General features: G+C 59.7%; 10 protein-coding genes and 3 pseudogenes. 4 read left to right on the top strand and 9 right to left on the bottom strand.

From position 1 onward, the window contains the following. The first annotated feature begins 165 nt into the window (after positions 1-165). Positions 166-663, top strand: a complete 498-nt coding sequence (locus UB48_RS16880; protein ID WP_045199108.1) for an HIT family protein — start codon at positions 166-168, stop codon at positions 661-663. 447 nt (positions 664-1110) lie between these two features. Here the strand turns inward: UB48_RS16880 and UB48_RS27370 are convergent. The 8 genes and pseudogenes from UB48_RS27370 to UB48_RS16845 form a co-directional block, all read right to left on the bottom strand. Continuing rightward, positions 1111-1350 (bottom strand): annotated as a pseudogene (locus tag UB48_RS27370) (IS5/IS1182 family transposase); the annotation flags it as partial. A gap of 136 nt (positions 1351-1486) precedes the next feature. Continuing rightward, positions 1487-1906 (bottom strand): DUF6691 family protein, encoded by a 420-nt coding sequence (locus UB48_RS16875; RefSeq protein WP_045199070.1) that lies wholly within the window; start codon positions 1904-1906, stop codon positions 1487-1489. Positions 1907-1908: 2 nt separating this feature from the next. Then, positions 1909-2343, bottom strand: a complete 435-nt coding sequence (locus UB48_RS16870; protein ID WP_045199067.1) for a YeeE/YedE family protein — start codon at positions 2341-2343, stop codon at positions 1909-1911. 98 nt (positions 2344-2441) lie between these two features. Further along, positions 2442-3143 (bottom strand): VIT family protein, encoded by a 702-nt coding sequence (locus tag UB48_RS16865; protein WP_003248160.1) that lies wholly within the window; start codon positions 3141-3143, stop codon positions 2442-2444. Positions 3144-3212: 69 nt separating this feature from the next. Beyond that, positions 3213-4178 carry an FAD:protein FMN transferase gene (locus tag UB48_RS16860; RefSeq protein WP_045199064.1) on the bottom strand — a complete coding sequence of 322 codons (966 nt, stop codon included), beginning with the start codon at positions 4176-4178 and terminating at the stop codon, positions 3213-3215. Next, positions 4168-6348 (bottom strand): PepSY domain-containing protein, encoded by a 2181-nt coding sequence (locus UB48_RS16855; protein WP_045199062.1) that lies wholly within the window; start codon positions 6346-6348, stop codon positions 4168-4170. Before UB48_RS16855 ends, UB48_RS16860 begins: the two co-directional genes overlap by 11 nt. Positions 6349-6373: 25 nt before the next feature. After that, complete coding sequence (locus UB48_RS16850) at positions 6374-6844, bottom strand: DUF2271 domain-containing protein (protein ID WP_003248166.1); 471 nt, start codon at positions 6842-6844, stop codon at positions 6374-6376. 91 nt (positions 6845-6935) lie between these two features. Further along, complete coding sequence (locus UB48_RS16845; protein WP_045199056.1) at positions 6936-7259, bottom strand: PepSY domain-containing protein; 324 nt, start codon at positions 7257-7259, stop codon at positions 6936-6938. 132 nt (positions 7260-7391) lie between these two features. On the opposite strand from UB48_RS16845, the gene UB48_RS16840 reads away from it, so the two are divergent. Both UB48_RS16840 and UB48_RS16835 read left to right on the top strand, forming a co-directional pair. After that, complete coding sequence (locus UB48_RS16840; RefSeq protein ID WP_045199054.1) at positions 7392-8051, top strand: response regulator transcription factor; 660 nt, start codon at positions 7392-7394, stop codon at positions 8049-8051. Continuing rightward, positions 8048-9382: an ATP-binding protein gene (locus UB48_RS16835; protein WP_045199052.1), complete on the top strand. Its 1335-nt coding sequence runs from the start codon at positions 8048-8050 to the stop codon at positions 9380-9382. Before UB48_RS16840 ends, UB48_RS16835 begins: the two co-directional genes overlap by 4 nt. A 186-nt stretch (positions 9383-9568) precedes the next feature. On the opposite strand, the pseudogene UB48_RS16830 reads toward UB48_RS16835, so the two are convergent. After that, positions 9569-11529: pseudogene (locus tag UB48_RS16830) on the bottom strand (TonB-dependent receptor). On the opposite strand from UB48_RS16830, the pseudogene UB48_RS16825 reads away from it, so the two are divergent. After that, positions 11511-12119, top strand: a pseudogene (locus UB48_RS16825) (cyclase family protein); the annotation flags it as partial. The pseudogenes UB48_RS16830 and UB48_RS16825 overlap by 19 nt on opposite strands. Between the last annotated feature and the right edge of the window lie 413 nt (positions 12120-12532).

Genomic DNA, 12532 nt, shown 5'->3' with positions numbered 1-12532 from the left:
TGTGATGGATTGGACGCACTAACTACGAACTCCTTTCAAACAGAGGGTTACAGCACGCGCTCCATTTTCCCTTACCATTTTTGTACCATCACAACCTCCTCAAACGAGATTCCGCGATGGAAAAGGCCCATGCTACCCTGCGACGGACCCACTCAAGGCCACCCCATGGACATACCGTCTCGCTTTATCATCCATGAATCCAGGTACTGGGTTCTCAATCACCGCATGGACAGCGCCTTGCCGGGTTACCTAATGCTCAGTGCAAAGCAGATGACCAATTCCCTGGCAGCGCTGCCGATCGAAGCGCAAGCGGAGCTGGGTGTGTTGCAGGCGCGAATCCAGAAAACCATCGAAGCTAATCTTCAGCCCAAACACTTGTATATCGGTCGCTTTGGGCATGATGCCGGTTACTCCATTCACTTCCACTTCATCCCAGTGTATCAATGGGTGGAAGCCTTGTTCTGGCTGGACGAAAGGTACATGCTGCTGCAAACATTCGGCTCGATCGACAGTGCGCTACCACAAACAGATGGCGCAGAACTGATGCTGTTTGTCTGGCGAGAATTTTGTGAGCGCCCTGTGCCACCACCGGTACAAGGCCCCTGTGTTGATGACGTTATTGCGGCCCTGCGAAGCGCTTTCGATTTTAAGCTGCCTGGTTAACCTGGAAAGATCAGCTTTCGCGACCGGCCGCTACGGGTCGATAGCAGTCATCCACACTGACCGCTTCTGGTCTACAAAGACTTATCACAGAGGGTTACATTTGGCATGAAATGACTCGGGTATATCAAATATCTTCGATTAATACCGAAAAATCCATTTTAGCTAGCCGAGGGTATGAGCTTTTGCCCTCGTTTCGCTAAAACACTGCTCCAATAGGGTCGGATAACCTGTGGCTTATCAGACCTAATATAGCGAAGAGGATGGCATGACGATAAATAATCTTGAAGGGCAGCTATCGACCCAGGCTGTGTGAAAACGCAAGTAAGTAGGTCGACGAGCGAAAGAAGCTAGCTCAGCCTGTAAATTCAGCAAATGTAAGTGCAGTTCAAATTCAGTCGGGCACCAGGTGCTGCCATGCTATCTGGCGCGTGAAGGCTCATCTCGGTTCCAGTATATGAGCGTTCCGAAGGGATGCTCCACTGTCTGCCGGTGGACCTTCATCTTACCTGAATCATGCTCCAATCGGATCTGCCCCCCTTCGACAACCGCTTCATGCTCCTACCGCTTTAACCGGCGTTCCTCACCCGTCGTACACTGCTTCTGCATGGAGCAACTTTGGCAGCCAGAGAATCAGTAGGAGTGAAGCAACATGCCGTCTTCCACCGAAGCATGCCTGCGGTTCAGTAGCGCTCAAGGGCGGACACTCGAGAGCAACTGCTTTCGGTGCAAGCCGCACATCCTGGGGTGTTGCAAACGACCAAAGTCGGCCACTCGATCAATGGCTAAGACTTTCAACTTGATTAATCAGAGCAAAGTATCATGATCAATGGCTGTGCCAGCTCTCCAGCGCATTGAACAAGAGCATGCCGACCAGCATGGCCATCATGAAAACGATCACTTGCCAGTGTCCTGTAAGCAAAATCGCCACTGCGGGGCCCGGACAGATACCCGCTATTCCCCAGCCGATGCCAAACAACAGACTCCCGCTAATCAAGCGTGGGTCTAACTCACGTTTGATCGGTAGCTGCATTGGCCTTCCCAGCAAAGAACCGGATTGTTGGCGGGCCCAGGTCAGCGGGCCGACCGCTATGCCGATTGCCCCGACCATGACCAGTGCCAACGAAGGGTCCCAGGCACCGGCCAGGTCCAGGAACGCAAGTACTTTGCCGGGGTTGGCCATGCCCGCCAGAAGCAGGCCCAGGCCGAACAGCAAGCCAGATATGAACGCCGTCAGCTTGGTCATGTTCAACCCTCCAGCAGATGGCGCAAGACAAACACTGTGACGAAACCACTGAACATAAAACACACAGTAGCAATCATCGATCGCGGCGAAAGGCGCGATATCCCACATACCCCATGACCACTGGTGCAACCTGATCCGTATCGTGTGCCGATGCCCACCAATACACCGGCGACGATCAGTGCGAACCAGCCACTTTTGAACTCAATCTGTGGCAGCGTGGCGAACGCGCCCCATAGTAGCGGCGCGATAAGCAGCCCCAAGAGGAAAAGTGCCGTCTCGCTTACCCCTTCGCTCCCCCGCTGCAAAAGGCTGCCGAGCAGACCGCTGATGCCTGCGATTCGCCCGTTGGCGGTGACGAATAGACTAGCCGCCAGGCCAATCAATGCGCCACCGGCAAGGGATGACCAAGGAGTGAAGTTGAGCCAGTCGACATGCATGTAGCTTCTCCGCAGCAAAAATGTAACTAAATAGTGTTCACCAGCAAAACCACCGCGCCACTATAGAAACAGCGGCGAAACTTTATTGGAGGCCCTTGCTAGACCACCGCGCCAAACAAGTGCCCCACCAGTGCCGTAACGCCCATGGCCAAAGCCCCCCAGAAGGTCACCCGCCAGGCGCCCGTCATGATGCTGGCCCCGCCAGCCTTGGCGGCAATAGCCCCCAATGACCCGAGAAATACCAATGACATGCCCGATATCCAGGGGCCCACGCTGTGCTCCGGTGCGACAAACGTCACCGCCAGCGGCAAGGCGGCGCCCACCACGAAGCTCGCGGCGGACGCCAGGGCGGCCTGCAACGGTTTGGCGGTGAGCGTGGCGCTGATGCCCAGTTCGTCGCGGGCGTGGGAGCCCAATGCGTCATGGGCCATCAATTGATCGGCCACTTGATGTGCCAGCTCGGGTGCTACCCCACGCTGCATGTAGATGTTGGCGAGTTCAGCGTGCTCAGCTTTCGGGTCGCTGGCCAGTTCTGCCCGTTCGCGGGACAGGTCCGCCCGCTCGGTATCGGCCTGGGAGTGCACCGAAATGTACTCGCCAGCAGCCATGGACATGGCACCGGCCATCAGCCCCGCCATTCCGGTGACCAGCAACGTGGCGTGGCTGGCGTTGGCGGCCGCGACCCCAATCAGCAGGCTCGCGGTAGAGACAATGCCGTCGTTGGCACCCAGGACAGCGGCGCGTAGCCAGCCGATACGATCACTTCTGTGTGCCTCGGTGTGTCTGTGCATGAATTTCATTGTTTGACGCGGTTCCCTGTCATCAGGCGGTTCACGTTGCACGGGTGCCGAGCGGGCCGGCAGACGGCGTCAGCGGGCTTCAATTTGCACCTGCAGCTGTCCGCCGACAATGGATATTTCCCTGAACTGCTCACCGTCGCGCAGCACGAACAGTGCGTCCATCCCGCGTTCCTGAGCCAGACGAGGGCCCTCGGTTTCGCCCAGGACCATCAGCGCCGTGGCCCAGGCATCGGCGAGCATGCACGAGGTCGCCACCACGGTGACGGCGGCGAGCAAGTTGCGCAGTGGCGCGCCGGTGGCCGGGTTCATGGTGTGAGCATAGGACTGACCGGCTATGTCGACCCACTGCCGGTAGTCCCCGGAGGTCGCGATTGACATATCGCTAAGCTCCATGACGCCCATGACTTCCCGCACGCCCCTTTTGGGCTTTTCCAGCGCCACGACCCAGCATTGTCCGTCAGGTTTGACGCCCCGGGCGCGCATCTCGCCATCGATACCGACCAAGTACCGCGTGATACCTGAACCTTCCAGGCAACGGGCCAGTTCATCCACGCCAAAACCTTTGGCAATCCCACTCAAGTCAAGGCTCAGCGGCACGCGCTTGCGCACCTGGTTGCGTTGTGGCTCAACCTCCAATGCGCCGCTGGCTAACAGCCGGGTGCGCGGCGCAGGGGAATCGATCACCTGCGTTGTGACCTGCCGCGCCGCTGGGCCGAAGCCCCACGCGTTCACCAGGTCACCAACAGCGATGTCGAAGGCGCCGCCGGATTGTCGACTGACGTGCAATGCAGCAGACAGCACCATGGTCAGTTCCTTGGGTACCGATACCCATTGCTGCTCGGGGGCGGCATTGAGGCGGTTGAGGTCCGACTCGGGTTTCCAGGTGGACATTTGCTGGTCCACCCGGGCCACGGCGCGGGCCAGCTGCTGGCCAAGTTCGTCGGTATCCATCCCGGCCCCGGCATAAAACAGGGCGGTGTAGCGGGTACCCATGGTTTCGCCGTTCAGGCTATAACGCTGCAAATCAGTAGACATCTTCACGGTAGCGTCCTTGTGCCTTGAGGATCAGCACGCTGAGGTGGAGGGGTGCCAAGACTTCATCCAGGGCCTGCATCACGCCTCTGGCCATTTCGCGACTGCCACACACCAGCACTTGGGCACCTTTTTCGATCAGCCGGCGCAAGGCGAGGGCATCACTGATCAGCCGGTCTTGTACGTAGCTGCGCTCCTGGACTTGAGAAAAGGCGGCGTGCAATTGCGTCAGGCGGCGGTCCGACAAGTATTGGTTGAGCTCCGGTTCGTAGAGAAAGTCCGAGGCCGGGTTGCGCCCGCCCCAATACAGGTGCATCGGGTGTCGGGCCTTGTTGTTGCGGATAAAACCGGCCAAAGGACCAATACCGGTACCGGCGCCGATCAGGATTACCGGGTGCGTGCCCGATGCCGGACGAAATTGCGGGTTGGGCTGAATGAAGGCGTCAATCTGCGCGCCAATGTCCAGGCCGTGAAGAAATTCCGAGCACATGCCCCCGTTGTGTTTACGCACACAGATCTCCAGCACGCCGTCCTGGGCGCCACTGGCCAGCGAGTAGAAGCGCGGGATTGGGCTGCCCGGGGGCAGAATCCCGACCAGGTCGCCGGCCAGAAAATTCGGCAGTCCGCCGCGAGCTTTGAAGCGCAGGACATGGGTCGGTGCATTTACCTGTTCGCCATAGGCAATCCGCTCTGTCAGCTCCAATGAATGGGTGCGCGGCTGCTGCGGGGTGTGAACCAGCGCCAGCGCCTGCCCCAACACGTCGCCCAGCGCGTGGCCCCAACGCGCAAACGCCTGAGGGCACTGGCGGTTGACGGTCTCCAGCCCCAGCAATGGCGAGCCACCGGCCTGCAACATCGCATGCTGCACTTGATGGGCGTACCGACAGAATCGCGCAAATTGGCGGTCGCCCAGGCCCAGTACCGCAAAGGGTAGGCCGGGCTTGACGCCGGTTTTGGCCAGCCGCGTCAGAAACTGCGAAGCCGAGGCCGGCGCATCGCCGTCACCGTGGGTCGCGGTGAGGATGAACACTCGTTTGGCATTAGGGTAATCGCCCAACCAGTCATTCATCGCCGCGCTATGCACCTGATGGCCGCTCTGGTGCAAGGCGTCATGCAAGGTTTTGGCAAAACCCCAGGTGCTGTTGTTTTCACTGCCCACCAGAATCACGCTGTCGGCGGCATGAGCAGGGCTGTTGTGGCGGAGGCGCGGGCCAGCCTTGCGGCGGCGCCACCATAACAGAATGCCGGTCACGCTCATCAACGGCACGCAGAGGGCGCAGAGCCCGAGCAGCAGGCCCAGCCACCAGAGGCCTTCGCCAGTGTGGAACTGGTAGATCAACTCATAGAGGTTGAGCATTGGGTCGTGGGCTTGATAGGACAGCAAGGCGCCGCTGGCCTGGTCCACGTAGCCATCGCCCTGTGCTCTGCGCAGGGAAAACACATCGCGAGGGTTGCCGGGGCTCGGGTAGACCAGCTCGCGCAGGTCGTTCAGGTCGGTGGCCTGCAAGGCCTGCAGTTTTGCCACCGGCAAGGCCGGGCCGGCGCTGACGTGGGCAGGGAAGGCGGGTTCACCTTGACTGCCGTCGGCGATAAAACCAAACGTGGTGGCGGACAGGTAGGCCCCGCTCAGTGCCGACAACAACAGCCCGAGCAAGGCCAGTCGCCCGACTTCAGCATGCCAGCGCTGGCTGAAATTGCCCCGCAGCGGCCGTAGCAGGTTGCGCCAGCCCCCCAGGCGTCGGGCCAGCAATAGCGCGCCGGACACTGACAGCGCCAGCATGAGCAGGGCACCAACACCCGACACCCCATGGCCCGGCGTGCCAAGGAACAGTGAGCGGTGCAGGTCTTTCACCCAGCGGGTGAACGCGGATGGCTCGTAAGGGGCGAGCCCTTGGCCGGTCAGTGGGTCGACCTTCTCCGCCCCGGCCTTGCCGTTCTGGTTGTAGTAGACGATCACCGTGCCGGACGCTGAGCGCTGGATCTGCTCCACCCCCGTAAAGTGGTTGGCCACGCGCCCGGCAAGTTGGCCGACGTTGAGTTGCCCGGCAGAAGTGGACGTGCTGTGCAGACGCTCCAGCGCCGGCTCGACAGACAGAATCGCGCCGCTGATGGCCAATACCATGACCAACAGGGCGGCGATCAGGCCAGGAAGGGAATGGAACTGACGAAGCATGTTCAGCCTCCGGAGGTGGCGGGTGCTACAGGTCGTAAGTAAAGGCGTCGACGTAGGCATTGCCGGTCGCGGGCTTGCCTGCGCCCTTGGAGGTCAGCGGCACGCTGACATCGCCGCGGGCGTCGCGTTTGTCCTCGACGGCGCTGTCGATGCGGATCTGATACCCGGCATCAATCAGCGTGTCCGCCAGTTCTACGCTTACTTTCAGCGTGCCCCCACTGCCGACGCTGGCGCCGCTGACCCCGTCGAACTCGCTCGGGTTCATCCCGCTGCCACGGGCCCAGTCGGCCAGGTGCTTGTAATATTTGGCCTTCTTGCCGGCCACCCAGAGGGTTTTCTGGTACTGGCCATTGGCGTCGGTGACGTAGATCGCCAGGTAGGCATCATTGCCGCTGTAGTCCTTGAGCTGCGTGGTCAGGGTCACTTCACGGGCCTGGGCCAGCGCCGGTAGGGTAATGGCGCCGATGAGGCAGGTTGCTGCGATGATCTTTTTCACGAACGTGTCCTCTTGATCGTTAGGTCGAGAGCCTGGACCTGCCGGCTGACAGCAACCTGAACGGCAGGAAAATTCATAGACAGGTGAGTTGTCATTCGGCGAGCGGGCTGCCGAGATAGTCCCTGGCATCGCCGTCATTGCGCAAATGGACCTCGAGTGTCTTCAGGTGCAGCGATGCCGGGGAGTAGCTGGCTTCGATGTCATTGCCTTTGCGGTCCTGGCCCTTGAGTTCGTAACAGCCATCGTCGACCTTGATGCGCTGCACGCGCCAGCCGTATTGCCGCTCTACCTGCTGACGCAAGGTTTCGCGAAGCTGCCAGTCGCTTACCGGGTCGCTGCAGTCGTCACCGGCCAGGGCGTAACCGCTGACCAGCAAGCCCAACAGCGTGGCATTGGCAATAAAACCGGATTTCATGACTTGTCTCCTGTCGAGGGCGGCGTCTGTGGCATAACCTAAAGTGCCTACCTGACAGCCAGCTGAATCTTCAGATTCACATCAGGCAAGGCGATTAAGGTGCTGCAAGGCAACCATCTCAGGAGATGTCAGATGCGGGTTCTATTGGTTGAGGACGCTCCAGGCCTGGGTGAAGCGGTGCGCGAGCAGATTGCCGATGACGGCCACGCCGTCGATTGGGTACAGCGCCTGGACTACGCGCGCAACACCGTCCGCACGACGCCTTACGACCTGATCTTGCTGGACCTGATGCTTCCGGACGGGCGCGGGTTGGACTTTCTGCGTCAACAACGCGCGGCAGGAGACGTGACCCCCGTGATTATCCTGACCGCCCAGGATCAGATTTCCGATCGTATCGCCGGCCTGAACGCTGGCGCCGATGACTACCTGGTCAAACCGTTCGACCTGTTTGAACTCTCGGCCCGCGTGGCAGCGGTGGGCCGCCGTTATAGCGGCAACCCCAATCCACAGATCAAACTCGGTGATTTGCAGGTCGACATGAGTGCCCGCACGGTGCAGCGGGGCAGTGCGACGGTGGACCTCACGGCGCGGGAATGGGCGCTGTTCGAGGCGTTTGTGCAGCGCCCCAGCGCACTGCTGTCAAAGTCGCAGCTCGAAGAGCGGCTGTATGCGTTCGGCGCTGAAATCGAGAGCAATACCATCGAGGTATATATCAGCCGTCTACGTAAAAAACTCGGACGCGAACTGATCGAAACCGTGCGAGGCATGGGCTACCGGTTAATGTCCGCATGAAGCCGTCTTCGAGCCTGCAGATACGTCTCGGCCTGGGGCTGACGCTTGGTATGACTTTACTCTGGCTGGTAGCGACAGTGGGGGCCTGGCTCGTGGTGCGGCATGAGTTGAACGAAGCGTTCGATAGCGCCTTGGAAGAGACAGCACAACGCATCCTGCCCTTGGCTGTGCTGGAAATCAGCAATCGGGAAGAATCCCGGACTGCACAACACGTCGCGACGCTGAAGATGCACAACGAGTACCTGACTTACCTGGTGCGCGACGCCAAGGGCAAGATCCTGATGCAATCTCACGACGCCAACCCGGAGATTTTCAACCGACAACCGTCTGAAGGTTTTTCCACTTCTGAAAAATACCGATTGTATGGCGCTAGCACATTGCGTCAGACACTGTTCATCGAGATGGCCGAACCGCTTGGTCATCGTCGTGAAGCCGCGCGGGAGGCCTTGTTTGCGTTGTTGTTGCCTCTAATGGTGTTGATTCCTATCAGCCTGGCGGGCACTTGGTTGTTTGTACGTTTCAGCCTGCGCAGCGTGCGGGCTTATCGTCGTGCCATTGAAACGCGCGGTGTGGGTGACTTGTCGCCGATCAAGGTGGCGCACCTGCCAGCAGAAATCGATCCGTTGGCGGAGGCGGTCAATCACCTGCTGGAGCGCTTACGCAACGCCCTTGAGGCCGAGCGCAGCTTTACCGCCAACAGCGCTCACGAGCTGCGCACGCCATTGGCCTCGACCCTGGCGCAGATCCAGCGGTTACACCACGAAGCGCCGGAAGGTCCGCTGCGACTGCGTGCGCAGAAGATCGAGCAGGCGTTGCGCGAGCTTTCAAGGCTTTCAGAAAAGCTCATGCAGTTGGCCAAAGCGGAGGGCGGTGGGCTGTTGTCCGAAACGCCACAAGACCTGATTCCGTTGCTTGCCCACGGGGTCGACGAGTGGAACCAACGCAGCGGGCAGCGCATCGAATTGCAGTTGCCAAGTCAGGCCGGCGTGTACTCGATCATTGACCCGGACGCGTTTGGCATCCTGCTGCGCAACCTGATTGAGAATGCGCTGAAGTATGGTGCAACGGACCAACCGGTCGAAGTCAGTCTCACCGATCAGGCACAGCTGCGGGTAGTCAACAACGGCCCGGCAGTGCCGCAGTCTGTATTAGAGCACCTGACCGAGCGTTTTGTGCGCGGTCACAGTGAGATCAGTGGTTCAGGGCTGGGCTTGGCGATTGCCAAAACCATAGTACAGGGGGTAAATGCCAGAATGAAATTGATCTCGCCGGTAGCAGGTCGACAAGATGGGTTCGAAGTCTGCATATGGTTACCGCTTGCCCCAACATAAAAGCCCAGGGGGTTCAGCTCACAGAGTTCTGACGGCTATGGCGTACCACCCTAAACGTGATTTTCGTGAACCAGAGCACACCAGAATGGGGTGCACTGGCCAGATTAACTGGCATCGCTTCGATGTACTTTCAGCAAACCATTGCCGGTCAGCGGGTAGCCCGCCAACCGGTTGTTTTGCCTGAGGTTAAAAGTCCAGCGTCAATCCTGCGTACACAGCTCGTCCGTCACCCGGCGAATGCAACGAGGCATCGGCGCCATCGGGGTCGTACCAGACGTACTCGTAATAGCGGTTGGTCAGATTCTTCAGTTGCAGGTCTACGCTCATGGTTTCGCTGAGTTTGTAGATGGCACCCAGGTTCATCAGTACGTAGCCGCCGTAGGTGCCCTGAGTGTTCTCACGCTCCAAGTAGTAATTGGTCTGGCCGTTCGCCCAGGCGCTCAGTTGCAGCGCAGGCGTGGCTTGGTAACTGATGCCGGTGTTCCACAGATGGTGCGGCACATGGTCGATTTCCTTGCCCTTGCTGGCTGGTAACGCGCTGCTGGGCTCAAGGATCTTGGAGTACTGCCAGGAGTACGACACCCACACTTCGGTACGCTCGTCCGGGTGCAAGTTGACCTGCAAATCGTAACCCCAGCGACGGGTTTCGCCGACGTTGTCCGACTCGCCGCTCGGATCGTTCAGGCGACGGCTCACTTCGCCAGTCGCGTCCTGACGCCAATAAGCCAAGCGGCCATCGACCCAGCTGGCCGGGGTGAACTTGACGCCGGTTTCCCAGCCTTCGTTGATTGACGGATCCAGGTCTTCGTTGCGCGGCGGCACCTTGTAGGCTGCGGCGCCGGTCCCGACCTGGAAGGTCCGGCCCCAGTTGGCGTAAACGCTGGCAAACTTCCATGGCGAATAGACAATGCTGAGCTTGGGCTGCTTGATCAGCCCGTAGTCGTTGATGTCGTAGTCCTGCCCGGTCATCTTGTTGGTGAAGTCAACACTGATCTTGTCCACCCGGTACGCCGGTACGATCTTCAACGATTCGAACGGCTCGATTTCCGCCTGTACGTAGGCACCGACCGTGTTGAAGTCGAAGTCCTGGTCGCGTGTCTGCGCCTGTCGTACACGCTCCACCGTGCGGTAGCGTTCGCTGCGGTTCTGTTGCTTTTGCACATCGCTGCCACCTTCCAGGGCGAAGGCGTGCAACCAGTCCACCTCTGGCCGCCAGGTCAGCGAGGTGATGGCACCGTACTGATCCTCGTAAGTGTCGCGCTCCTGCTGTGAGCTGGTGCGCCAGTACTGGGTCCAGCGGCGGTCGTCATAGGTGTTGAGGTAGGTCTTGGCCGACCAGGACAGGGTCTCGGCCAAGTCGGTGTCGAAGTACACGCTGACCTGGTTCATGCGTCGCGTGCCTTTGTCCGTGGCGTTGTAGGCGTTGCTCATGCGCGGATGATGGCGGGCGTCGTCTTCGGTCAAATACCCGGCTTCCTGGGCTTCGGACTCGTAGTGTCGCGCGATCAGGCCAAGGCGATAGCTGCCATCGTCAGGGGTATAGAAGCACTTGCCGCCGAAGCTGTAGCGTTCGGTGTCGGCATGGTCACGATAGCCGTCGACCTGCTGGCGGGCGAAGAAATAGTTCTGTGTCCAGTTGCTGGTCTCGATGCCTTTGGCCAGTTGCACCTCGCGGCTGTTGAAGCTGCCGTAGCGCACGCGCGCCTTGTTGTAGTTGCCGCCGGTGCGGGTGTTGATATTGACGTTACCGGCGATGTTGTTCAGGCCATAGCGTGGGTCGCTGGTGCCACGCACCACCTCGATGCTGTCGATGTCCATGGGGAACACCGAGTCGATGAAGGGCATGTTGCCGTCGTTGGTTTTGCTGGGGATGCCATCGATCAGCAACTTGACCGCGTTAACTTCGCCTTCGCCATTGAAGCCGCGAAACGACAGTTTGCCCGAGGTGGTGCCCTGGTTGAACTCGGTCAGCATCACCCCGGGTGCACGGCTGAACAGTTCCCAACTGTAGGCCACCGGTATTTTTCGAGGATATCGCCGCCCAAGATGTCCACCGAACTGAGTACGCTGCTGGTGGCCAACGGACCGCTTTCGGTCCCGGTGACGGTGACCGCGCCAAGGGTGAGGGTGGAGTTTTCAGCGGGCACTGCAGATCACTACCCACAGCGGTACCCACATGGATGCGCCCTGGCACTACGCATCGACCACCGACGGCGGCAAGCCGGCCTTCGGCATCGATGAACTGCCGCTGGAGTGGTGCTTGCAGCCGGGGGTGACGCTGGACTTTCGGGATTTTCCGGATGGTCACGTGGTCACGGCGGCGCAGGTCGAGGCCGAGCTTGAACGTATCGGTCACGAATTGCAGCCGTTGGACATCGTGCTGGTGAATACCCGGGCGGGTAGCCTGTTCGGCCAGCCTGGCTACCTTGAGGCCGGAGTGGGCATGGGGCGCGAGGCGACGCTGTACTTGCTGGAGCGGGGGGTGAGGGTGGTTGGCACCAATGCCTGGAGCTGGGACGCCCCGTTCAAGTACACCCGCGAACGCTTCAATGAAACCGGTGATGCCTCGCTTATCTGGGAGGGGCACAAGGCCGGGCGCGATATCGGGTACGGACAGATGGAGAAGCTGGCCAATCTGGAGCAGTTGCCGGCCTATGGGTTTCTGGTCAGTTGCTTCCCGTACAAGATCCGTCATGCTTCTGCAGGTTTTGTCCGGGCTGTGGCGATTCTGGAGTAACGGCTCCTGCGCGCCTGCGGAAAACTGCTTTCTCTGACCGCTATGGGTCGAAAAAAAGCCGGTCGTGAATGACCGCTATCGACCCATTGCGGCCGTTCACAGATGCCTGCTATCGCTAGGAGCGGAGACTAATGACAATTTGGCTGATGAGCAAAGTCAATTTCGAGCCAATCAGTAGATTAACCTACGCCTATGCCATCGCGCAGCTCAGGTTATGGAGGGCTGGCACAGTCAAATGCGAACGCGGCTAGCCTCGTTCCGCTTCAGTTGGGTCTCCCTCACCGTATCCGGCTCTAATCCTAGCGCTTCCACTGTTTTCCAAGCCCGGCACACCCCTATCGCATCCAGACTTTCAAATTCTGAGCGGAGGTCGTGGATGAGGTCGGCCGCAGGTTTCCCGGTGCACCTGCATG

It is taken from the genome of Pseudomonas sp. 2(2015), from assembly GCF_000955865.1.
GTDB lineage: Bacteria > Pseudomonadota > Gammaproteobacteria > Pseudomonadales > Pseudomonadaceae > Aquipseudomonas.
Note: the sequence above shows the minus strand (reverse complement) of the source record. Positions and strands in the feature narration are given on the sequence as shown.